This is a genomic window from Flavobacterium sp. B183 (assembly GCF_023539155.1).
Taxonomy (GTDB): Bacteria; Bacteroidota; Bacteroidia; order Flavobacteriales; family Flavobacteriaceae; genus Flavobacterium; species Flavobacterium tructae.
The window spans coordinates 3,858,254-3,881,952 of the sequence record NZ_CP097434.1 but is presented as its reverse complement, the minus strand read 5'-3'; the positions used below and the strand labels follow the sequence as shown (position 1 = coordinate 3,881,952).

Annotated in this window: 25 protein-coding genes; 14 read left to right on the top strand and 11 right to left on the bottom strand. The window is 34.2% G+C overall.

All coding sequences use genetic code 11. The features are described 5' to 3' along the window. The first annotated feature begins 2 nt into the window (after positions 1–2). From M4I44_RS16395 to M4I44_RS16380, 4 genes are all read left to right on the top strand, one after another. Positions 3–401, top strand: coding sequence for a hypothetical protein (locus M4I44_RS16395; protein WP_249965396.1), 399 nt, complete (start codon positions 3–5; stop codon positions 399–401). Between the two features lie 302 nt (positions 402–703). After that, complete coding sequence (locus M4I44_RS16390) at positions 704–1,258, top strand: hypothetical protein (RefSeq protein WP_249965395.1); 555 nt, start codon at positions 704–706, stop codon at positions 1,256–1,258. A gap of 217 nt (positions 1,259–1,475) precedes the next feature. Next, positions 1,476–1,943 carry a hypothetical protein gene (locus M4I44_RS16385; RefSeq protein ID WP_249965394.1) on the top strand — a complete coding sequence of 156 codons (468 nt, stop codon included), beginning with the start codon at positions 1,476–1,478 and terminating at the stop codon, positions 1,941–1,943. 152 nt (positions 1,944–2,095) lie between these two features. Next, positions 2,096–2,341 carry a hypothetical protein gene (locus M4I44_RS16380; RefSeq protein WP_017496431.1) on the top strand — a complete coding sequence of 82 codons (246 nt, stop codon included), beginning with the start codon at positions 2,096–2,098 and terminating at the stop codon, positions 2,339–2,341. 107 nt (positions 2,342–2,448) lie between these two features. On the opposite strand, the gene M4I44_RS16375 is transcribed toward M4I44_RS16380, so the two are convergent. After that, entirely contained in the window at positions 2,449–3,753 is a 1,305-nt protein-coding gene (locus M4I44_RS16375; RefSeq protein ID WP_249965393.1) for a PcfJ domain-containing protein, read from the bottom strand. 238 nt (positions 3,754–3,991) lie between these two features. Between M4I44_RS16375 and traN the strand changes: the two genes are divergently transcribed. From traN to M4I44_RS16350, 5 genes are all read left to right on the top strand, one after another. Then, a complete protein-coding gene (gene traN / locus M4I44_RS16370; protein WP_249965392.1) occupies positions 3,992–4,837 on the top strand; it encodes a conjugative transposon protein TraN in 846 nt (281 codons plus the stop codon). A gap of 15 nt (positions 4,838–4,852) precedes the next feature. Further along, entirely contained in the window at positions 4,853–6,004 is a 1,152-nt protein-coding gene (locus tag M4I44_RS16365; RefSeq protein WP_249965391.1) for a hypothetical protein, read from the top strand. A 5-nt stretch (positions 6,005–6,009) separates the two neighbouring features. Then, the gene (locus M4I44_RS16360) at positions 6,010–6,327 is read left to right on the top strand and encodes a hypothetical protein (protein ID WP_249965390.1); all 318 of its coding nucleotides are present in this window, start codon (positions 6,010–6,012) and stop codon (positions 6,325–6,327) included. A 246-nt stretch (positions 6,328–6,573) separates the two neighbouring features. Next, positions 6,574–7,014 carry a hypothetical protein gene (locus M4I44_RS16355; protein ID WP_249965389.1) on the top strand — a complete coding sequence of 147 codons (441 nt, stop codon included), beginning with the start codon at positions 6,574–6,576 and terminating at the stop codon, positions 7,012–7,014. A gap of 96 nt (positions 7,015–7,110) precedes the next feature. Further along, positions 7,111–7,452, top strand: a complete 342-nt coding sequence (locus M4I44_RS16350) for a helix-turn-helix domain-containing protein (protein ID WP_249965388.1) — start codon at positions 7,111–7,113, stop codon at positions 7,450–7,452. Positions 7,453–7,500: 48 nt separating this feature from the next. On the opposite strand, the gene M4I44_RS16345 is transcribed toward M4I44_RS16350, so the two are convergent. The 3 genes from M4I44_RS16345 to mnmE form a co-directional block, all read right to left on the bottom strand. Continuing rightward, a complete protein-coding gene (locus M4I44_RS16345; protein WP_249965387.1) occupies positions 7,501–8,643 on the bottom strand; it encodes a site-specific integrase in 1,143 nt (380 codons plus the stop codon). After that, the gene (locus M4I44_RS16340; protein WP_249965386.1) at positions 8,630–9,202 is read right to left on the bottom strand and encodes a helix-turn-helix domain-containing protein; all 573 of its coding nucleotides are present in this window, start codon (positions 9,200–9,202) and stop codon (positions 8,630–8,632) included. The genes M4I44_RS16345 and M4I44_RS16340 overlap by 14 nt, the downstream gene beginning before the upstream one ends. A gap of 232 nt (positions 9,203–9,434) precedes the next feature. Beyond that, on the bottom strand, positions 9,435–10,835 hold the full coding sequence (mnmE, locus tag M4I44_RS16335) for a tRNA uridine-5-carboxymethylaminomethyl(34) synthesis GTPase MnmE (RefSeq protein WP_070905684.1): 1,401 nt from the start codon (positions 10,833–10,835) through the stop codon (positions 9,435–9,437). A 181-nt stretch (positions 10,836–11,016) separates the two neighbouring features. On the opposite strand from mnmE, the gene M4I44_RS16330 reads away from it, so the two are divergent. Then, complete coding sequence (locus M4I44_RS16330; RefSeq protein ID WP_089078454.1) at positions 11,017–11,850, top strand: universal stress protein; 834 nt, start codon at positions 11,017–11,019, stop codon at positions 11,848–11,850. 68 nt (positions 11,851–11,918) lie between these two features. Further along, on the top strand, positions 11,919–13,691 hold the full coding sequence (locus tag M4I44_RS16325; RefSeq protein WP_249965385.1) for a DNA mismatch repair protein: 1,773 nt from the start codon (positions 11,919–11,921) through the stop codon (positions 13,689–13,691). A 97-nt stretch (positions 13,692–13,788) separates the two neighbouring features. Here M4I44_RS16325 and M4I44_RS16320 read toward each other — a convergent pair whose 3' ends face one another. The 7 genes from M4I44_RS16320 to M4I44_RS16290 all read right to left on the bottom strand — a co-directional run bounded on the left by M4I44_RS16320 (position 13,789) and on the right by M4I44_RS16290 (position 20,884). Next, complete coding sequence (locus M4I44_RS16320) at positions 13,789–14,418, bottom strand: DsbA family protein (protein WP_070905686.1); 630 nt, start codon at positions 14,416–14,418, stop codon at positions 13,789–13,791. 116 nt (positions 14,419–14,534) lie between these two features. Continuing rightward, complete coding sequence (locus M4I44_RS16315; protein WP_249965384.1) at positions 14,535–15,572, bottom strand: hypothetical protein; 1,038 nt, start codon at positions 15,570–15,572, stop codon at positions 14,535–14,537. Positions 15,573–15,763: 191 nt separating this feature from the next. Then, positions 15,764–16,882, bottom strand: a complete 1,119-nt coding sequence (dnaN, locus tag M4I44_RS16310; protein WP_026109975.1) for a DNA polymerase III subunit beta — start codon at positions 16,880–16,882, stop codon at positions 15,764–15,766. A 108-nt stretch (positions 16,883–16,990) separates the two neighbouring features. Next, on the bottom strand, positions 16,991–18,676 hold the full coding sequence (gene gldG / locus M4I44_RS16305) for a gliding motility-associated ABC transporter substrate-binding protein GldG (protein ID WP_249965383.1): 1,686 nt from the start codon (positions 18,674–18,676) through the stop codon (positions 16,991–16,993). Then, positions 18,676–19,401: a gliding motility-associated ABC transporter permease subunit GldF gene (gldF, locus tag M4I44_RS16300; RefSeq protein ID WP_249965382.1), complete on the bottom strand. Its 726-nt coding sequence runs from the start codon at positions 19,399–19,401 to the stop codon at positions 18,676–18,678. Before gldF ends, gldG begins: the two co-directional genes overlap by 1 nt. Positions 19,402–19,596: 195 nt before the next feature. Then, positions 19,597–19,893: a putative quinol monooxygenase gene (locus M4I44_RS16295; protein WP_089078387.1), complete on the bottom strand. Its 297-nt coding sequence runs from the start codon at positions 19,891–19,893 to the stop codon at positions 19,597–19,599. A 163-nt stretch (positions 19,894–20,056) separates the two neighbouring features. After that, the gene (locus tag M4I44_RS16290) at positions 20,057–20,884 is read right to left on the bottom strand and encodes an S-adenosyl-l-methionine hydroxide adenosyltransferase family protein (protein ID WP_249965381.1); all 828 of its coding nucleotides are present in this window, start codon (positions 20,882–20,884) and stop codon (positions 20,057–20,059) included. Positions 20,885–21,123: 239 nt separating this feature from the next. On the opposite strand from M4I44_RS16290, the gene M4I44_RS16285 reads away from it, so the two are divergent. The 3 genes from M4I44_RS16285 to M4I44_RS16275 all read left to right on the top strand — a co-directional run bounded on the left by M4I44_RS16285 (position 21,124) and on the right by M4I44_RS16275 (position 23,553). Then, the gene (locus M4I44_RS16285; RefSeq protein ID WP_017496394.1) at positions 21,124–22,074 is read left to right on the top strand and encodes a PhoH family protein; all 951 of its coding nucleotides are present in this window, start codon (positions 21,124–21,126) and stop codon (positions 22,072–22,074) included. Between the two features lie 147 nt (positions 22,075–22,221). Continuing rightward, positions 22,222–22,584, top strand: a complete 363-nt coding sequence (locus M4I44_RS16280) for a DUF1801 domain-containing protein (protein ID WP_249965380.1) — start codon at positions 22,222–22,224, stop codon at positions 22,582–22,584. Between the two features lie 138 nt (positions 22,585–22,722). Then, positions 22,723–23,553: a Cof-type HAD-IIB family hydrolase gene (locus M4I44_RS16275; protein ID WP_249965379.1), complete on the top strand. Its 831-nt coding sequence runs from the start codon at positions 22,723–22,725 to the stop codon at positions 23,551–23,553. The last annotated feature ends 146 nt before the right edge of the window (positions 23,554–23,699 follow it).

Here is a 23,699-nt window from a genome sequence, read left to right as displayed (position 1 = left end):
ATATGTTAAATATATCGGTAATAAAAGCTAAATTTAAGAGAAGTGGTTTAAATTTTAAATCAACTTTTATATTTGACGAAAATTCGCATCAAGTTAATCCAAAAGATTTGTTTGTTTTTCAAGCAAATGAAAAATGTATTATTTATTTTACTAGAGACAATAATTATAGCTGGTACCTAACAAACAAGAGGTTAATTATTCCTGTTGAAAATAAATTTATTAGTTTATCAGATTTGACAAAAATTGATTTTCCAAATATTAAAAATAATCCATCATCAAAAATGGAAAATGCTGAATTAACCTTGTTTACAAATTCTAATCAATTTAAATTGTTTTTAGAGGAAAATAGCTGGCACGTTTTTTACAATATCTTTAAATTTATCATCGATAAAAACAATTAATTATTTGGTAGTGTTACAGACTAGGTGTTTTTATAGAATAACGATGTAACGAACTGATAAAGAATATAAAATTTTAATTTTTGAATAGAAAGAGAGACGACCAACCGGTCGTCTCTTTCATTCTTTTGTCTTTTAGTAAGTCTTAAGATGCTTTTACCTTACCTCAGTGTTTCAAATTAGGTCATAAAAATAAAAGGATAAAGATGGATTTTAAAGCAACGGATAGCGACGGCAGATTTAAAAATATAAACTATTATCAAAATTAGTACACAGGATATATTATTATCATAAATTATTGAACGATGAATAATCAAATTATTATTGAGAGTAAAAGAAAAAAGATAGAAACATTAATGGTAAAGTATCCAAATTTTGAGATTATTGACATTACTTCAAAGGCTCAGAATCAATGGGTGAAATTCAGTCCATTTTATCCATTAGGAAACATACCTATTCCTTTTAGTGAAAATAAATTTTCTAAAAGTGTGGAAGGGATTTGGCAAGGATTAAAAGTATTTGAAAACTCCGATATTGACCCTACTAAATTTGATATAGAAAACATGAAAAATATCAAACGAACAGTTAGAAAGTATGGGAAAGTGATAGGACATAGAAAAGGGATTAATGGAAAAGATATTTTAAGTTATTCAGATTCAAAAAAACTTATTTATTTGCCATCATACAAGTGGATATTAGATAATAAGTTAGAGAATGAAATAACTGAATTAAAGAAAATTTTGGATCAGAAACCTATAATTTTATTAGATTATGAAACAAGTGAAGATATCTTTTCGTTCAAACCAATTTCCCATGCTTTTTTAGTTAAGTTATTTTTAGAGAATAATTATCCTGTTTAAAAAAATCGCTTGATAACGAACATTTTGTTTGTGAGTATTAATGAATTTGATAAAGAATAGAGTAAGATAAAAACTGACTTCGTAGTGAGGTGGTTTTTTGTTTATAGTCGTAATCTAATTATATCTCAGGCCTAAAGGCAGATCTGTTTTGCTTAAAATAGATTTACCAGGAAATAAGAGTAGTACTCTAGTTCTGTGTTATTAAAAAGTTTAAAGTATGAAAAATAGAACCATATTGGAACATTGGTCAAACGAAGAATTGATTGGAATAGATTCTTTGCAAAAAAACAATGGTGAAATTATAATTTTAAATAGTTTTAATGTGAGTAATACAGATAATATTTCCTATTATTCATCGCCTCTTTGTTTAACAACTGTAGAAAGTTTGGAAAAGTTTAATTCTGATATTTGGACAAGTTTTGAAGTTTTTTCAAATAGATTAGAGATTAAGGATGAATATGTTGTTTTTGGAGGTGAAGGAGGAATTGGAAATGAAGGTTTTATAGCTTGCACTGATAAGTCTAATGATTTTTTATGGGCTCTTTTTTTTACAGATTCAAATCCATTTTATAAAATCGAATTTGATCATAATGAAATTCATGCATACTCGTCAAGTAATTTGAAATATAGAGTCAATTTAACTAATCCCGAGATTATTGTAATTGAACAAAAAGATTGGCAATAACAGAAGAGTAATCAGTTTACAGATAAAACTTTAAAAGTAAAGATAAAAGTCTAGGTGCAGTACATGCTGCAATGTGTTATTCTTAATTTGACAATTAAAAATTCAGAGTATATTTGATATGCCATAGAACATAAACGAATGAATCTTTCACAATGGAAAAAGTGATACAATTAAAGGTGAGAAAAGATTTGGATGCCCAACTGCAGCACACCATTATTAAACTCAAAGGAAGACTGATTTCAAAAGGGTATACTGAAATAATTCATATTTTGGATCAGGACGAGGACTTTCATATCAATACGTTTGAAACCGAACTGGAGAAACGAAATGAAGTAAGGCAGTACATTGCCGCTTTTATAGAGCAGGAAAACCTAGCCGAAGCCATTACTATTAAGTAAATCCAACTTATAAGTGTATTTACTGACTGAGCCCGCCGGCTGTCAAGCCGGCGGGCTTTTGGGTATTATGTGAGCACAAAAAAAGCTGATACCTTATCGGCTTTGGTTTATAATTGCTTTTTTTCTTTTTTCATGCGCTCCCTGATTTGATAGAGGTTTTGATTCAATAAACGTAGGATTTGGGAATGATGCCCGGAGGGTTCGTTCTTCATACCTCTGCACTGGAGCACCTGCATTCGGTTTAGTGATACTTCAATGGTCTCGACAGACTTCTCACAGATCTTAGCGGAAAGAATAAGGGAATCTTTTCTTTCATAATACTCATTAGTAAACACACAGTGGTTTAAATCATCGCCCTCCTGCATGAAATCCTTAACATTTTCAATGACGGAGATGCTAAGTTCCTTTTCCTTGAAAAGAAGCCCGAAAAAGCGTTTTTTATCGCTTGCGTATCTTTTTTGTGCCTTTTCGATTTCAAGGCGCAGGTCTTGAAGCTTTTTCTTTCTGAGCAGTTCTCTTTTTCTGCGTACCAAACGATCGTGCGCTTCATTAAGACTAGTAGGACAGACATACAGCGCACTATTTAAGTCTTTTTTGAAATACTGTAATAATTCGATATAATCTTCCCAAATAGTAATGTCAATTATTACATAGCCGTTTTTGATAACTGTTTTAACTGCCTGCCAATTGCGTTTGATGTTTTGGCGCGACGCTCCGAGATAATACTGCAAAAGTGAAAACTGTTTGGCTTTTAGGAGGGTTTCAGCGATGGAATCTTTTAAAAGAGCAGTAAAGAGAACTTGAGGGGCAATGGAATGTACCGAAGTTTTGAAACCGTTTCTTTTCAGAATTGGAAGTACTTTTGCATTGGGATATACTTTGTAGGGATTGATGCGGTATTTGGCATTATGGCAGAAATCCTTCGGGCGGATTTCGAGCGGAGAATAAAATTTCCAAGCATCGCAGGCATGTGCAAATACGTTGACACTCATTGAGAGCGTACGCACTTCCCCCTCAGGGCTGATCCAATGTTGCATGACCTCGCTGTGAGAGTAGGTTGGCGCGCAGTTCTTTTTCATGTGCTTTTGGGAGCAGATGATGCGCACCACCTGAAATCCTCCATAGGTCTGCAACACAGTGGAGTACTCTAATTCTTTGAAATACTTCTTATTATAAGGTTGTATTTTAAGTTTTGCTTTACAGGTGGTGCAGGCTGTAAATTTAGAGCAGGTATTTGGATCTGTGGGTTTCCAAATGTGGGTGCACTCCAAACAATAGAATTTGGAACGTGATAAAACGCACCATTTCAAAAAAATATTTTTTTCAGCCCATACGTAAACTTCGGGTTTTATTTTGGGCAGAGAAGCGCTGAGTGCGGTCAACTGTTTCTCAAGATTGGTTTTGGGTATCATAGGTCAAAGAGTGTTAAGGCGGTCTGCGCGGGTTTTACATTTTGTTTTGTAACTAGAGGAGCGGGGACGGTAGACTGCACAGGAGGAGCAGGGATTTCAGGCTGTGAGAACAGGTCTGCTGATTGAGGCTGTTGAACTATTGCTTTGCAGGCAATAGGAGCAGGTGTGTCGATGCTGTCATCAGTGTAGTATTTTACCGCCATGTCGTAGATTTCCTGATTATCAAAGGCGCAGAGACTTGTTTTTGATTAGCTGGATGCTGGTTTGCTCTTCGGCGTTTCCACAGTCTAAAGTAATAGAGACAGACTTTAAAGAAGAGAATTACAAGAATCTGCAGGTCGGATTCTCTAAAACTACAAGTATTGTTTTTCCATACGCAATTAAGAGCGTTGATAAAGGAAGCGCAGATGTACTGGTTCAGAAGGCCAAAGGAGTGGAGAATATACTGCTGATTAAAGCAGCTAAGCAGTATTTTTTCCAGACCAACCTAACGGTAGTGACGTCAGATGGTAAATTATACGTGTTTGTCCTAAATTATAATGCAGACTGCCCTGATCTAAATATAAAAGCGGACAATGCAGCGGCCACATCCAGGGAAGTGCTGTTTCCTCTAGAAAATGAAAATCAGAAAAGAATTGAGCAATGTGCTTCACTCGCATTATCCAAAATGAAAAAGGCCACTGGTTTAAAAAAATCCAAGTATCAAATAAGTATGGAAGTAAACGGAATCTTTATACAGCAGGACGTTTTATATATACGCGTAGTTTTTGAAAACAAATCAAAGATTAACTACGATATTGATCAGCTTCGCTTTTTTATAAGAGACCGTAAAAAGTCAAAACGTACGGCATCGCAGGAAATAGAATTACAGCCTTTATACACAACTTCATCCTCTTCAGTCATACCTAATGAGTCTGTAACTATAAAAGTTTATGCGCTGGGGAAATTTACTATCCCTGAGAATAAATATCTGACAATTGAGATGATTGAAAAAAATGGCGGCAGGCATTTGGAAGTTGATATTAGTAATAATTTGGCTGATAAGATATTTCCGATTACGGAATTCAGCATTGATACTTTTTAAATTTTAAAAAACATTATGATAATCAATCTAGCTGATACTGAAATGATGCTGTCGTTTGCTGAAGAAATTGCTCAAAACGGCCATCGATTTGTCGCTTTTAACACTGATGAGGTAACCGACACCTACACAATAGAATTTTTTAGAAAGTCAATGGATGCTCAAGAGTACTGTTTAGTTATGACTAACGATGCAGATTATTTTCAGAGTCTGCCAGTTGAATCTGTTATTGGCGACTTAAAAGAGGTTTTAGAGAGCGGCATTGACATATCCGATAATGAAGCTTTTGATCTGACTGGATTTGCTAAACGCTTCAGGGACCGAAAAGAATTATTAGAAAACAACTTAAATACGAACATAATGAATCAGAAAAATTTAGAATACCTGAAAGACCAGTTGAAATATACTGGATTTGGAGAAACGTTCGATGCAGAACTGAAAGAGAACATGATGAAAGGTGACAAGGATTTTAAAATTATGCACACTGGTATTATGAACAATGGCCTCCCAAATAAAGACACCTTGACTGTAGAATTAAATTTCAAGAGGTCAGAGCAGTCTGATATGTATTTTTTTAACTCTTATCAAGTGAATCTTAAGAAAGAAGAAAACAAACCCGGACTTGAACAGACCTTTTATATTAACAAAGACAGCGCCAGCATTACGATGAAAGAGGCGTACAATTTAATGGAGGGGCGCTCTGTCAATAAAGATCTTAAGACTAAAGAAGGTGAAAGTTACAATTCTTGGATAAAAATTGACTTCAAACAGACAGATGACAATGGCAACTTTAAGTTGAATTATTACCATCAAAATTATGGATATGATCTGGAAGCCAGCATTTCCAAACATTCTGTCAAAGAACTGAATAGTCCACAGTATAAAGACGACCTTTTAAATTCGCTTAAGAAAGGAAATCTTCAGTCAGTAACTTTTGTGGTAAATGGTACAGAAAGTAAAATGTTTGTGGAAGCAAATCCTCAATTTAAAACGTTGAATTTTTATAACGGAAACCTGCAGCGTATCAATCATAGAGAAAGCAAGCAAGAAAAAAAATCTGAATCTCAAAAAGAGTCGGTTTCTAAAGATAAAAAGCATAGTCATGACTCTGATGAAAATGATGTCGGTAAAGAGAATAGAGCTAAGAAACGCAGGGTCCAATCAATGTAGGTAAAATGGAAAATTTAAAGCCCTTATTAGATTTTTTTGAAGCCATTCAAAATGACTTTAGAATTAGTCCCAGTCATATTGCTATTTATACGGCTTTACTTAAATATCGAGCTAAAAATGGCCTTGAAAATTATATTCAAGTTTATAGGCATGATATAACGCCTATTGCGAAAATTTCTTCACCATATACTTATCATAAATGTGTCCAGCAGTTACACGATTACGGGTATCTTGTTTATGAACCTTCATTTAAAAAGACGCAAGGGAGCAAAATTTATTTTACGATTGAGAAAGAAGTTATAACTAGACAAAAGCCCATATAGGGCTTTTATTATTTAAGTAAATAATGATGAAAAATGAAGAAGAAAACATGAGGGGAAAAATTACTCTAGAGAAGGCAATGGAAATTATATACTTCACTGCTTTATGAAACTCATCGAGATTTAGCAAATAGTGCAGGTGAGCAAAAAAGAAGACTTTCTGAGCAGATAAAAGATTATGAGATCAGATTAGGAAACGCGAGAGATCTTTTATTATCATTAAAAATTGATCCGGACGATTACAAAGTGATGAAAGAAGACTATCATGAACGAATTACAAATCTCGAACGAGAGTTATCGATGGTTGTCAATGAGAAGCATAGTATTGAAGAACTACTAAACAAAGGCGTTGACAATCTTATAATGCTCAATGAAACTTATGCTGACAAAGATTTATCGGACAAGAGGAGTTTAATTGGTTTAATTTATCCTGAAAATTTCACTATTAGAGAAAATAAAGTACAAACCGCTAGATTGAACCAAATTACTGAGTCTATCTATTTGATTGATAAAGAGTTAAAGATAGAGAAAAACGGGACAAAAGATGATTTTTATCTTTTGTCCCGTAGAGTGACCTCTACGATACAATTTACAAACCACTATTTTTTTGTTGATTTAATGAGACTTTTACATGCGAATATATCAGATGTTAATATATTTGAATACAACGATTTAAGTATTGCTGCTTAATTGATTACTTTGTTTATTTAAAAATATAATGATCCTAAAATTTAGGAAATTAATAAGATGTACAAAACAATCTTTACATCTATAAATTTAGATACTATGAAACCATATAGATTTGAAGATTTGCCGGATATTATCGGAGAGCTACTTATGAAAATGAACAGTATTGAAAAACTTTTGCAAGAAAATAAAGTAAAAACTGTTGATGCTGATGATGATTTGCTAACTATTTCTGAGGCTGCAAAATTATTAAAGTTGTCTGTAGCCACTATTTACACCAAAGTCTGTAGAAATGAGATTCCTGCCAATAAACAGGGCAAGCGTTTATATTTTTATCGTGGAGAATTATTAAATTGGATAAAATCTGGTCGAATTAAAACTATTGCTGAAATACAACTAGAAACTGAAGCTAAATTTAATTCAAAAAGCATTTATAAATAAACAAGAAAGATATTACTTTGAGTAATATCTTTCTTGTTTTAGGGTATTTTATTTTAAACTTATTCTCATCGAAGCTTCTCTTTTTTTCTCGTTAATTATTTTGGTATATATTTGAGTAGTTTTTACACTTTTATGGCCAAGCATTTTGGATACAGTAAATATATCGGTACCCGAAAAAATTTGTAACGTAGCATAGGTATGTCGGAAACAGTGAAACGTGATATGCTTTTTTATGTTTGCATGGGCAAGCCATACAGGAAGAACCCTATGTATGTCCCATTTTTTTAGTCCAAAAAAGACTTTTTCATCTTCATTTCCACTCTTGCCAAGCAATTGGTACGCTTCTTCCGAAATAGGTAAAGTCTGGAGGCCTTCGGTCTTTTTCTGTTTGAACCTTATGTAGTATCCATCTTCTTCAATAAATTCAATTTCTGACCATGTTAATTTTGCTATATCTGAGTATCTGAGTCCTGTCAATGTTGAAAACATAGATATTCTATATACAATTTGGTTTGAACACGACGTTTTAAAAAGTCTTTTTGCCTCATTTAAAGTCAAGAAATTGCGTTGGGTTTCAGATTCTTTTATTGAGTCGATCCCGGCGTTAATATCAGTTCTTAGTTTTCCCTCTTTATAAGCTCTTTTGAGTGTAGTTTTTAGCTTGTTGTAATAGGAGAGTGTCGTATTACAGGCTAAAACGTTTCCGGTTTTTCTTCTGCTTTTAGCTTTAGTAAGATACTCTTTGTAGTCATTTACCAAAGTTATAGTGATATCCTTAAAACATAAATCATTACCTTCAGTGAAATCTAAAAAATGTGCTATTGCGCTATTCCAGATTGCTAAATTTTTCCCCTCTTTTCTCTCAGCCAAATCCTTAAAATATTTTATAAACGAACCTTTTCCTATTTTCTGCAATTCAAGCTGTTCTTTTTCAAAGGTTGAATACACGTCGTGTTTTCGTAGCTCATTCTGTCTACGGATTTGAATCAGTTCAGCTGTATGAAGATTCTCGATGTTAGCAATTTTTTGAATTTGTTTTTTTGGTTTCTCAAAAAGATATAGCTTTAAAAATTCTCGTCTAGTATGTTTGTTAGTTTCAGGGTTAAGTATTGCAGGATAAAAATCCAGATATAGGGATATTCTGCCATCAGCCAACAATTTTCTTCTCAGTGTTACATTAATCTTTTTCATTTTCTCCTGCATTAAATATAATATCAATATCTTTTTTCGCGACATAATTAAACTTTCCGACAGAATATTTGGCTATTCCATGCCTTTGTATAAGCATATACAGGGCGCCTGCTGAAATTTTAAATTTCTGCTGTATCTGTGTGATGTTGTAGCATCTGTCTAGACCAGGAAATTCCTGGACTGGCTGCAGCACCGATTCCTCTAACGGAATGGAAAAAAAGCTGTCCAGATCGCATCTGCGAATAATGGTTCTTCTGCCGAATTTTGCAATATGAAGCTCGCCCCTTTCGATCAGCCTGTAAATAGTCCTTTTACTGATGCCGAGCAAATTACTGGCCATATTAACATCGATGAAATCTTTGGTCTTAATGACCTCCAAATTGGAATTTTTGACCGATTCTGCCTGCTTGTTGCTTTGATCGATTTTTGACTTCCTAGCCCTTGATTTATAGGCTTTGGAGCTGCATTTAAGCGAACAGTAAAATGTCTTTGTTGTGCGTGCTGTAAACTCATTTTTACAGAATTCACAGATTCTGGTAATCTTAATGTTTGAACTCATAGAAATGTGACTTTAAGTGTCCCACTGTGACTATGTGTGTCTCTACGTGCCATCATTTGGCCACGAAAAAATATTTTTTGCATCTCAGTTTTTCGAGGTACAAACAGGGTACAAATTTAATCAAAACATAACGTAACATCCAAAAGAAAACGTAAGTAAAAAACGAGTTAAAATATTGTTTATTAATACTTTAACTCGTTTGTTTGTTTTTATTTTGTGATGTTTTGTTTCCCTATTTCCCGATACAGAAATTCGCAAAAATATTCCCTAACAATTCGTCATTAGAAACCTGACCGGTAATAAGACCAAATTGGTACAGGGCTTCACGTATGTCAAGTGCAATCAGATCACTTGAAAGATTAGTTTCCAGACCAAATTTCACTTTCTGAATTTCATCCAGGGCTTTAAGTAGAGAATCGTAATGTCTTGTATTAGTTACGATAGTTTCATTATTACGAAGTGCTCCTGTGTTGACATAAGAAAGCAATTGCTCTTTTAATTCTTCGACTCCAATATTTTCTTTAGCCGAAATTTTTAGAAGTTTTAAGTTTAAAGTTTCAAGTTTTTGATTGATGTTCCCGATTTCATTTTCACTCAATAAATCAACCTTGTTGACCACTACTAATATAGGTTTAAGAGGGTATTTGTTTTTAACTTTTTCAATTTCTACAATATAGTCAGAACCTGAAACCTGAAACCTGAAACCATCAAACAAAAAGACAACAAGCTGTGCCTGATCAATTTTTTCGAAGGTTTTTTTAATTCCGATGCTTTCTACCACATCTTTAGTCTCACGGATTCCTGCCGTATCAATAAATCTGAAACCAATTCCGCCAATCACTAACTCATCTTCGATGGTGTCGCGTGTGGTTCCGGCAATGTCAGAAACAATGGCGCGTTCTTCGTTCAATAAGGCATTGAGCAGAGTAGATTTACCCACATTTGGTTCTCCTACAATAGCAACCGGAATTCCGTTTTTGATCACATTACCAACGGCAAACGAATCAATCAGACGTTTTAGAACAAATTCGATTCTATTTAATAACTCATGAAATTGAGTACGGTCAGCAAATTCTACATCTTCTTCTGCAAAATCCAGTTCTAACTCAATTAAAGAAGCAAAGTTTAGTAGTTCTTCACGAAGTTTGGCTATTTCATTGCTAAAACCACCGCGCATTTGCTGCATAGCGATTTGGTGTGACGCTTCATTATCTGATGAAATCAAATCGGCAACCGCTTCTGCCTGCGATAAATCAAGTTTTCCATTTAAAAAAGCTCTAAGGGTAAATTCGCCCGCATCAGCCATTCGACATCCTTTTCGTAACAATAACTGAATAATTTGCTGCTGGATATACGTCGAGCCATGACATGAAATTTCAATCGTATTTTCTCCTGTATAAGAGTTAGGTCCTTTAAAAACAGAAACCAATACTTCGTCAAGTGTTTTCGAATCGTCCACAATATGCCCTAAATGTAAAGTATGGGTTTTTTGGAGAGTTAAGTCTTTGTTTTTTATGGATTTAAAAACCGAATTCCCAATGGTAATAGCATCGGAACCTGAAATACGAATGATCGCAATAGCTCCAGCCCCGGATGGGGTAGCCAATGCAACTATAGAATCTTGATTTATCATGCTGCAAAGGTATAAAAAAAGCCATAAAGTTGCGAACTCAAAGAAGAGTTGATTAGGAGACTTTCAGCCTTTTAAATGTCAATTTTAGTAATTTTTTAAATGTTAAAATACTGATAATTATCAGTTTGATTTGCGTTTAGAATGTTTAAATTTGAGAAACAAACCTTTAATCTCAAGCAAAATGAAAAAGATACTATTTCCCACAGATTTTTCTGAAGCGGCGACAAATGCTTTTGTCCATGCCTTAGAATTTGCCAAAATTGTAAACGCCGAATTAGTTTTGTTACACACTTTTGAGATTCCGGTTTACGATAGTCAGTTTTTCCCCGAAAATTACGCCTCGATTTACAGTTCAATCGAACTGGCAAAGTTTGAAATGTTTAAAGATGAGATCCCAAGGCTTAGAACTATTGCCGCGGAACGAAAATTAGATCACATTGTAATCAAACATCGTTTGATGGACGGTGATTTGATTTTTAATCTGAAAAATGCAGTTGAAGAAGATCATATCGATTTTGTGATAATGGGAACTTCAGGTGTTTCAGACTGGACAAAATTTTTCCTCGGATCGAATACAAGTTCTGTAATTTCAGAAGTCAAAGTACCCGTTTTGTGTATTCCCGCAGATGCAAAGTTCAAAAAAATAAAAACAATTGGTTTTACAACCCGCTATCGTGAAAAAGACAAGGCTGAGCTTCGAAAAGTGTTGGAAATAGCAAAGAAAACAAATGCTAAAGTAAAAAGTCTATACGTTAGAGCATCAAACACAGATGTTTCTGATGCCACAATTAAAGAATGGGATAAAGAATTTGCTCATGAAAATGTAGAGTTTTTAGTCTTGCCTAGTGATGAAGTAAAAGAGACTATTCTCGATTTTGTACTGTATAAAGATGTGGACGTTCTGACGGTTATTACACACAAAAAATCTTTCTTTGAAAGTATTTTCGAATCCAGTTTCAGTAAAAAAATAACTAAGGAAGTTTCGATACCGGTTTTGGTTATGCATGAAAGCTAAAATCAAAGACTAATTAGTGCTGGAATGTGAGTGTAAAAGCTATATTTGTGTTTCATTAATTTATAAGAATGGAAGCCTATCACAATAAAGTTGAATACTATACAGCACACTTTAATAAAATCAACAAAAAATACAACAGCATCAGTATTCTGCGTCTTTTAAGCGTATTTCTGTGTTTGTTTTTATTGTTTTACTACATAAAAACGAATGAAATACTTTACGTAGCTTTTGCTTTTTTGTCTTTTGTTGGTTTTCTTTTTTTAATGCGCATTCATTCGCATTTATCTTTTAAGAGAGAACATACGAAGGCAATTCTAAAATTAAATAAGAATGAAATTGCTTATTTGAAAAGAGAAAAAATCCCTTTTGAGAACGGAATCGAATTCAATGATTTCAGTCATCCGTATGCTTACGATCTGGATGTTTTTGGAGAGCATTCGTTATTTCAAAATCTAAACAGGACCGCCACTTATATTGGAAAAAAAACACTGGCCAATCAATTGCTGAATTTGTCTTCCAATGAAACTATTCTTGAAAATCAGGAAGCAATCGGGGAATTGAAAACTAAAATGGATTGGCGTCAGGATTTTTTGGCCTTGGCAATGATTAGTTATGACACAAAGAATACTTATGATGCTTTAATTTGTTGGAAATCATTTGAAAATAATAAACTACCTAAAGTTTTAATTGGGTTATCCGTTATTCTTCCAGTCCTGTTTTTTGGCTTTTTGGCAGCCTATTTTATTACTTCAAAAGTAATTTTATTATCGTATCTGACCTATGTTTTTATTGCCAATATGATTGTTTTGGGAAGTTCTTTTAAACGGATTCAGTCAGAGATTGCGAAGGCTGATAATGTGGATAAAATTATTAAGCAGTATAGTTTACTGGTTCAAAAAATCGAGACAGAAACTTTTCAGTCAAAAAGATTGATTGATTTACAACAAGAGCTTATTTTTAAGAATGCAACGGCGAGTAAACATTTAAAAGATCTTTCGGAGCTATTTTCCAGAATGGATACGATTAACAATTTTGTTACGGCAACGGTTTTTAACGGCATGTTTTTATTCAATTTGCATGTTTTAAAAGCGCTTTTGAAATGGAAAGAAAACTATTCTGAAAAATTGGAGCAATGGATTAATATTGTCGGCGAGTTTGAAGCACTGAACAGTTTGGCTAACTTATCGTATAATAATCCTGATTTTGTGTTTCCCGAAATTAATTCCGACTATAAAATTGGATTTTCAAATTTGAGTCATCCTTTGTTAAATTCGGCAACAAGAGTAGGGAATGACACTCACTTTTATCCTGAATCTTTCCTGATTTTAACAGGTTCTAATATGTCGGGTAAAAGTACTTTTTTAAGAAGTTTAGGGATTAATATGGTACTGGGAGGAATTGGTTCAGTAGTTTGTGCTTCAAAAGCTAACATGCATCCACTTCCTGTATTAGTTTCAATGCGATTGTCCGATTCGTTAGCCGATAGTGAATCGTACTTTTTTGCTGAAATTAAACGTTTAAAGCAAATTATGGATGCTTTGGAAGAACGTCCTGCTTTTGTTTTATTGGATGAAATTTTGAGAGGAACAAACTCTGATGATAAACGAAACGGAACAATCGAAGTCGTTAAAAAGGTAATCGCTAAGAATGCAATTGGTGCGATTGCTACACACGATATTGAGGTGTGTTTGACAACAAATGAATACCCTAAGGTTTTAACCAATCAGTGTTTTGAAGTCGAAATTAAAGACAATGAACTTCATTTTGATTACAAGCTGCGTGATGGAATTTGTAAAAATAAGAGTGCAACTTTCCTGATGAAGAAAATGGGAGTAATATGATTGTAGGTTGTGAAATGTAAGATGTGAAATGTAGATTGTAAGTTGTCCCTCTGAGCGAAGTCGAAGAGCGAACCAAGTTACAATCTACAATCTGCAATTATTTCTGTACCTCTTTGATTGTATTTACAAAAGCTTCAACTGGCTGAGCTCCCGAGATCGCATATTTTCGATCAAAAACAAAAAACGGAACTCCTTGTATGCCCATATTCTGCGCCTGAATAAGATCAGTGTGTACATCGCTGATATAAAGTTTTTCATTTTCAACTGTTTCTTTGACTTCATCCGCGTTTAAACCTGCTTTTACACCAAGTTCAATTAGAGTTTCGGGATCATTTAAGTCTCTTCCTTCTGTAAAATAAGCTCGAAAGAAAATTTCTTCCATTTCATCGGCAAGATTTTTGGTCTTGGCCAACTGAATAATACGATGTGCCGACAGTGAATTTGAAACTATCGCTTTATCAAAATGATAGTCCAAACCAACGCTTTTAGCGTGTTCTACGACTCCTTTGTGCATTTCGATGGATTGTTCAACAGAGATTCCTTTTCGTTCAGCAAGAAACGTATAAACGTCTTTATCAGTTTGTGCTTCAATAGTAGGATCAAGCTGGAAACTTTTCCATTCAATTTCAAACTCGTCATTAGGAAATTCAGCTAAAGCTGTTTCCAATTGTCTTTTTCCGATATAACAAAACGGACACATGATGTCCGACCAAATTTCTATTTTCATAAATCAAAAATAAGGAAAAAAATTGTTTTCGATTTGGTTTTTCTTTAGAAAACAAACCCGACAGGTTTTTAAAACCTGTCGGGTTTATATGTAATAAGACAAGAAAGAGAAAAATTTTATTTTGACTTGGAATTCATTTTTTTTACAATTTTTTCAAGAGATTTGATTTTTTTATTTTGTTCGATGGTGTAAAGTGTAAGTTCTTCTATTTTTTGAAGGAGTTTCATTTGAAATTCTTTCATGTTTACTCCATTTTCTGCCATTTCTTTTTCAGAAGCTACCTCTGGGAGGTGTTTATTTGTTTTGATGAATTTTTCTAGATTGTTTAAATTCATTAGTTTATAGTCGTCTTTAAATACAAAATCACAGCCATTTACTGATTCAACTTTTATTTCTTGTGCTCTGATTGTTCCGCAGACGTCTAGCTTGTGTGTCGGTGAGTAAGTTCCTATTCCAATGTTTCCACCATTTGGAGCAAGCAGTATATTTTGTTGTGAGGTTCCTGGTTTTACACTTTGTAAATAGCCTGCAGAGTATCTGTCATCATATCCCATATATAGAAATTGATTTGCTGTTGCACTTTTTAATTTAAAAGTGCCAATTTCATAACCTGCTTGTGATGTACCCTCAATTTCAAGTTTACTGGTAGGATTAATAGTTCCAATTCCTATGTTTCCGCCAGATTTGAGATATAAAGGGGTTCTAATTCCGGTTTCACTAAATGAAAGATCATTATCGCTTGAAGTAATGTCCCATATTTTATTGTTATTATTAAAAATTACACCGCCATTTTTTACACCAATTTGTCCGGCAACAGTCAAAGTGCGATCCGGGTTATTTAATCCAATTCCAATATTTCCACCGTTAGGAGCGAGCAATATATTTTGTTGTGAAGTTCCTGGTTTAACACCTTGCAAGTATCCGGCGGAATAATTGTCGTCGTACCCCATGTAAAGAAATTGATTTGCTGTTCCACTTTTCAATTTAAATGTACCGATTTCATACCCAATTTGTGAGGAACCATCGATTTCAAGTTTTGTTTTTGGATCGGAAGTGCCAATACCTACATTTGCAGTAGTTGTTGTGCCGTTCCATTGGGCATGCATAGTTGCGATACAGTTTAATAAAAACAGGGTAAGTAATTTTTTTTTCATGGGATTTATTTTTGATTTTAATTGATTTTTGTTAGGTTTTGTGTAAAATAAAAAACCGCAACTCTTTTTGGGAATTGCGGTTTCTAGGTATAAAAAATGGTTGGTTAATAGCGATGTTGTATTTTTTTTACAATGATATGTCTTTAATTTGAAACTAAAAAAGATCTCTGTAACAAAAAGAAGTTTTGATGTTAACTATTTAACATTACCGGCATTACTAACATCGTAACAGTTTCTCCTTCTTCTAAACCGTCTACCGGAGTTAGGATACCTGCTCTGTTAGGTAATGACATCTCCAACATAATCATATCTGATTGCAGGTTAGTTAGCATTTCAGTTAAAAAGCGTGAATTGAAACCAATTTGAAGATCATCTCCTTGATAATCACAAGTTAGTCTTTCCTCTGCTTTGTTAGAGTAATCGATATCTTCTGCAGAAACGTTTAATTCAGCTCCGGCAATTTTTAATCGAATTTGGTGTGTCGTTTTGTTAGAGAAAATGGCCACACGTTTCACCGAGCTTAAAAATAAAGAACGGTCAATCATTAATTTGTTTGGATTTTCTTTTGGAATTACCGCTTCGTAGTTAGGGTATTTTCCGTCAATCAAACGACAGGTTAAAATATAATTGTCAAATGAGAAAGTCGCATTTGAATCGTTGTATTCAATTTTTACTTCAGCATCTGAAGTTCCCAGGATGCTTTTTAAAATATTCAAAGGTTTTTTAGGCATGATAAAATCGGCTACCTGAGATGCTTTTACATCTGTACGGGCATATTTTACCAATTTATGAGCATCTGTTGCTACGAAAGTTAATCCTTCTGGTGAGAATTGAAAGAAAACACCAGACATTACCGGACGTAAATCATCATTTCCGGCTGCGAAAATAGTTTTACTTACAGCAGTTGCTAAAACATCAGCAGGAACAAGCGTTACAGATGGTTCTTCAAGACTTACTGATTTTGGAAATTCTTCTCCTGCAGCGTATGCTAAAGCATATTTTCCTGAGTTTGAACTAATTTCGACGGTATTGTTTTCTTCAACGGTAAAAGTTAAAGGTTGTTCCGGGAACGTTTTTAAAATTTCAAGCAAAAGTTTAGCCGGTACAGCAACACTTCCTTTACTTGTAGAATCGATCGACAACGTAGCAGACATGGTAGTTTCAAGATCTGAAGCCGAAACGGTCAGTTCGCTGTTGTTTAGTTCAAATAAAAAGTTGTCTAAAATTGGCAACGTATTGTTACTGTTAATTACACTACCTAAAACTTGTAATTGTTTTAATAAGTACGAACTCGATACTATAAATTTCATCTCTATTGTTTTATTTTTTTGCTCTTTTCTTTAGTCTTTTCTCAACTAAGATAGGTTTTACAAATATATCGTAAACAATCTTAATTTGTGCATTTTTTTTATTAACATCTAGTTACTGTATTTTCTTTTTCGGATGTAGGTAAATGCCAGTCCGAAAATCAATAAAATTAGAATTGGAAGTCCGATAGTTATGAATTGCGTGAGCGTGTAATTTTCATAAACTTTCTCTTTGTCTAATAATGGCAGACTGACATCTTTACTTCTAATGTTAATAAGTCCTGTATCGTCCAGTAAATAATTAATACAGTTCATCATAAAATCTTTATTGTCGTACAGGTTTCCGGTACGCTGATCGTAGCCCAATTCAACCGGCATCATATTTTTGTCAAGTTGATTTCTGGCCAGATCACCATCGGCTATTACGATCATTTTGTTTGGTTTTCCTTTGGCTAAAAACGAGTTTTCTTTGAAAGGCAAAACACGATTTTCAAAAGCGGAGTGGAAGGATCCTTCTAATAAAACCGAAAGCGGAATATTTCCTTTGTTTGCATAATCCTGCGGAGTCGTTTTTTCGGTAACGCTATTTAAAGTAATGGGAGCCGGAGTTCCGATTGCTTTTGAATAAGGAGAGGATTGTAGTAAAACCGTTTTTTTGATTCCGTTTTTCAAAGTATCAATCGGACTGGCGAAATCAAATTTGATTCCCCCCAGATTTTTAACGATCGGATGTTGACTGCTCGGCTGTACCAGAGGAGCGTATTTCCATATAAAATCCTGGTATTGTGTAGCGCTTCCTTGTTCGCCTGTAGCCAGTTTAAGCGGACTTCCTTGTTCGTCCTTGATCAGATCAGGATTGATTCGGATTCCATATTTAAAAAACATATCGTTAAGATTCAGATCTCTGGGATAAGCCAGAGTCGCTCCCGCCTGGTTGTACAAGCTGTCCATATCGGCGGCAACCTGATCAATTAACCATAAAGTTTTGCCTCCATTCATGATGAATTGGTCTAAAACCTGTTTTTCCTCATCCGTGAACGTTTCGGTTGGCTTTGAGATAATGGCTAAGTCATACTTTTTTAAGGCAGCTAAAGTTCCTGTTGGATTTTGTCTCACAGAATCTAATGTAAACGGACCAATATAATAGCTTTCACGAATTTGCTGGAGCATTTTGGCAATGTGAATTTCGTTCAACTCTCCATTTCCTTTTATAATAGCGACCTTTTTTTGTCTGTCTTTACTAATTTTATTGATCGCATCTGCAATCGAATATTCTAAATGCTGAATTGATCCGATTACTTTTTGCGTTGTTGAAGCGCCCATGATGTTTTTCAACAATGGAATATTAACTTCTTTATTATTGTAAACTGCAACGGCCCACGGAAAAACCATAGCCTGCGATTGTTTTCCTTTATCGTCGACCGTAATGTTTATGGGTGTAAGTCCTTTTTGATACAGCGATTTAATAACATCCATGCTTTCGTCTTCATTTTCCAGAGGATTAACGAATTCAAAAACAATATTGCTGTTGTAGGCTTGAAATTCTTCCAGTAACTGACGAGTCTCTTGTTGAAGACGTCTGAAGTCTGCCGGAAGTTCACCCTGCATATAAATTTTAATCGATAGCGGATTCTTTACCTGTTTTACGATTTGTAAAGAAGTTTCAGATAGAGTGTATCGTTTGTCTTTGGTCAAATCGAATCGGTGGAAGAATAAGCTTCCCAATACATTTAAAGCGATTAAAACAAAAACGGTGATACCTAATGTCTTAATGTTTTGTTGAGTAGATGATTTCATTACGCTTTAAAAGATTTTAATTGATAAACAGTAAACGACAGAAACAATGCGGTGATGCTTAAAAAATAAATCACATCACGAGTATCGATTACACCGCGGCTCATGCTTTTAAAATGATCCTGCATTCCTAATACTGAAACAATAGCAGAAGATCCCGGAATCAGTGATGCGAGTCCTTCAAAACCAAAATAAAGAGTAAAACACAGAAAAACAGCTATGATAAAAGCAACAATCTGATTTTCGGACAGGGTAGAAGTAAAGATTCCGATTGCCGAATAAGCAGCAATTAAAAACAATAGTCCAAAATAAGAACCGATAGTACTTCCCATATCAATATTTCCTTCGGGAGCACCTAAACTTGAAATGACTTTCACATAAATAAGTGTTGGAACGATGGCCAAAACAATTAATAAGAAAGAGCCCAGAAATTTTCCGTTTACAATTTCCCAGATCGATAAAGGTTTGGTTAATAATAATTCCAGTGTCCCCTGTTTTTTTTCATCAGAAAAACTTCTCATGGTAACGGCCGGAATCAGAAAAATCAGAATCCATGGAGCCAACGTGAAAAATGGCGTTAAATCAGCATAACCTGAATTTAAAATGTTGTAGTCGCCCTCAAATACCCATAAAAATAGTCCGTTGCTGATTAAGAAAATGGCAATGACCAAATAACCTATAGGAGAGCCAAAAAAGGATTTTATTTCTCTTAAAATGATTGATTTCATGTATAACGTTTATTCGTTTATTTGTTTAATCGTTTAATTGTTTTTTTTGTTTCAGGTTTCAAGTTTCAAGTTGCTTTCCTTTGCGAACTTTGTGTTTTGTTAAACCTTTTAAATGTGATCTTTGTGTTCTTTGTGGTTAAACGGTTTCAATTTTCAAATCCAGCATATAACATGAAACTTGAAACTTGAAACAAATTAATTTAAACTTACCAGCTTATCCACACTCCAGGCTTCGGGTTTGGCGTTGAAAAGTTTTTTGGTGAAATTCCAAACCGTATTAAAGAGTTCAGATTGTCTGTAATTTTCTAAATCTTCTTCAGTTTCCCAGTAGCTGTAAGTGAAAAATATGCATTTATTATTTTTATCCTGATACAACTCTAAAAAACGATTTCCATTCGCTTCCCGTATTTTATTTTTTACACTTTCGAAATTCTCCAGAAAATCAGGGATTTTCTCTTCATGAAAACTCATTTTTACTATTCGAACAAACATATTGCAATTTTAAATTTCTGATTTTAGATTTTAGATTATGGATATCTCAAAAACTAAAGGTGCGCAAAAATACCAAAATTGATTGTTCTTTTGATGAAAAAAAATAAATTCGAAATTTTACGTATTTTAAGTTTGAAATTCCAGATCTGAAATCCAAAAAATATTATAAAAACTTAATCGTAATAACATCTCTGTAATTTAATCCTAAAAGGCTATTCGCTGAACCCACTTTAGACGGATTGCTTCTGAAAATGGCGATTTCAAGGAATCCGGCTTCGTTAAAAATTGCCAGTTTCTCTCCTTCGTAAGTTTTTATAGGGTATTTATCCGAACTAGCAATGGCAGAGTAATTGGGTAAAATGGTTTTGATACTTTTGGGTTTCATTACAATTTCATAAGCCCGACCTTTTGCAACTTCTGTAAACTGCCTTTTCGAAATATTGGTTACTACGTTACCGAAATGGTCAATGTAAATTACGTATCCTTTTATAGAGTTGTTGTCGCCGGCAACTACGGGCTGTAACTCTGTAATTTGCTTGATTTCTTTGATTTCTTTGCCAATAACATTAAGTAAGCCGCCTTTAGAAATGTGACAGGCCACCTTAATGAAAATATCCAAATCGTTAAATTCGCTGGGAAAGCGGTCGTGTATATTGATGGCAACAATTTTTTGCGGAACAATTTTCTGCGTAAGCATACTCAAAATACCATTATCAGCACAAATAAAGTAATGATCGTTCCATTGCATGGCAATATGCTGATTTTCTTTATTGCGTTCGATATCTACTCCAATTAAGTGAACGGTTCCTTTTGGGAAACTCAAATACGACGCGCCAATAACGTAACTTGCTTCGGCTGTGTTAAATGGGTCAATATCATGCGAAATGTCAACAAGTGTAACTTCCGGATATTCCGATAGTATTTTACCCTTTAGTGAACCAACAAAGTGGTCCTTTAAGCCGTAATCGGTAGTGAGGGTAATTATTGACATAATTTTGTTTATAACTATTGGTAGTATTTAAATCTAATTTTCATTAAATTTGAGAAATGCAAAGCTAGTAATAGTAATTGCAAAAATGAAGAAATGAAAAGACAAATTGCAATTATTGGCCAGAGTTTTCAGTCTCGGTCACACCAGCCGAAAACTCCCGCCGAAACTGCGACGAAAAAAAGACCCGACAACTACTGATTTATAAAAACTGATTTATTTTTAATTTAAAACTATCTCATTTGAACGAAAGAATTATTGAGCTCATAGACATCGCTCCAAAAGACTTTTGGGGTGCTCAGGATACGCATCTTGAAATCATTAAAAAGTATTACCCAAAGCTTAAAATAGTAGCGAGAGGGACCACTTTGAAGGCATTTGGCGAGAAAGAAGTTTTAGATGAATTCGAAAAAAGATTCCAGAGGCTTATGCTTCATTTTACCCGATACAATAACATTGATGATAATGTAATCGAACGGGTAATTATGAGCGATGGACAAGATGAAAAAAAAGCATACGATCATGACAAAATATTAGTTCATGGTGTTGGCGGAAAAATCATTAAAGCCATGACGCCTAACCAGCAGTTACTGGTAGATACCATCAAAAAAAATGATATGGTATTTGCTGTTGGACCTGCCGGAACCGGAAAAACGTACACGGGTGTTGCAATGGCGGTAAAAGCACTTAAAGACAAAGAAGTAAAAAGGATCATATTGACGCGACCGGCAGTAGAAGCAGGTGAAAACCTGGGATTTTTACCCGGCGATATGAAAGAAAAACTCGATCCTTACATGCAGCCTCTTTATGATGCGTTGCGCGACATGCTTCCCAACGAAAAACTCGAAGATTACATTTTGAAAGGAATTATTCAGATTGCACCATTAGCCTTTATGCGTGGGCGCACACTTGATAATGCTTTTGTAATTCTGGATGAGGCACAGAACACGACACATTCGCAAATGAAAATGTTCCTGACCCGTATGGGAAAAAATGCCAAATTTATGATTACAGGTGATCCCGGACAGGTCGATTTGCCACGCAGAACTATTTCCGGTCTGAAGGAAGCGCTTTTGGTACTGAAAGACATTGAAGGTATCGGAATTATTTATCTCGATGATAAAGATATTGTACGTCACCGATTAGTCAAAAAAGTAATTGATGCTTACAAGCAGATCGAAAATCACGACTAAGTTTAATTATAGTGAAATGTTAAATGTAAATCGTAAAATGTGTTTTAACATTTATTAATATTCGTTTTATACCTACTCTTTAATTAGAGAGGTGTAAAACGAATATTTTTTTTAATTAAGGTATGCAGATTTTAAATTAATAGTAAAATGAAACAACTAGATGATTTCTACCTAAAACAAGAAGAACCCGGGAAAGGAGTCTTTTTGGCCTTAAAAGAGATTATCTTAAGACAGGACAAAGAGATTACTCATGTTTTAAAATACGGAATGCCTTTCTTCTGTTATAAAGGGAAAATGTTTTGTTACTTATGGACGCATAAAAAATACAAAAAACCGTATATCGGAATTGTAGAAGGAAAACACTTTGATGAACCTTTTTTACTCCAGGAAGCCCGATCCAGAATGAAAATTATGCTTTTTGATCCTGAAGAAGATTTACCTGTAGAAAGAATAGAACAAATTATAGGACAAGCTCTCCATTTATACAAAAACGGAATTATTAAAGTTTGAATATTTAAAATGGAATAGTTAACGTAATAGTTAAATATATAATAAACTTGCTGTTTTTGAAGCTTTCGAAGCGGGTAATTTTTGCTCTTCTGCAAGCAAAGCCGTAATTTTGTCATTCATAAATACCTGAATTTTAATATGACGAAGCTTAAAAATATAAAAGTTGTAGTAACCGATTTAGACGGAACGTTACTCAACCCTCAACACAGAATATCAGATTATACCAAATGCATTTTTCAGGAACTTCACCATCAAAATTATCTTATTATCGTAGCAACAGGCCGTCATCATTTAGATGCCATGGCTATTATTGAAACACTTGAAATTCCCGTTTATCTGGTGAGTTCAAACGGAGCAAGGATTCATTCCCCTGAAAGAGAAGAGCTTTTTGCATTCGATTTAAAAAGTGATGTGGTAAAAGCGGCTTTAGATGTCGAGATTGATCCTGAAATTACAGTAGTTTTATTCAAAGAAAACGTTTGGCAGACGAATAGAATTAATGAGCGATTAAATGCTTTTCAGGCTGAATTAAAATACCGCCCTGAATTGGTAGATTATAAAACGCTGGAAGATTTTGCAGCCATTAAAATTTTCTTCTCGCATGAGAATCATGAAAAACTGGTAGCCCTAAAAGAGGCGATTTTGGCAAATTCATCCAGTGATTTACACCATGCATTTAGCTTGCCAACCTGTTTGGAATTCATGGACAAATCGGTTGATAAAGCTGTATCAATTCAGCGTGTTTTAGAAAAAGAAGGTTTTTCTTTAGAAGAGGCAGTCTCTTTTGGTGATGGTTTTAACGATGTACAAATGTTATCTGCAACCGGAAAAGGTTTAATTATGGGTAATGCTCCGGTCTTGCTAAAGGAAACTTTGCCTGATCTGGAGGTAATTAAAACCAATGCAGAGGACGGTGTTGCCAATTACATTGCTTCTAAGATTTTGAATAAAGAATTCGTAATGGATTAAAAATAAGAATTTGCTGTATTGCTTTTAAGTTTTAAACAGTTTTACAATCAAAGAATCTGAAAGTCTTCAAAATATGTTTTTGAAGGCTTTTTTTTTATCTCTTTTATGGATTGGCTGCTTGAAGTTGTAAAAACATTTTTTTAGTA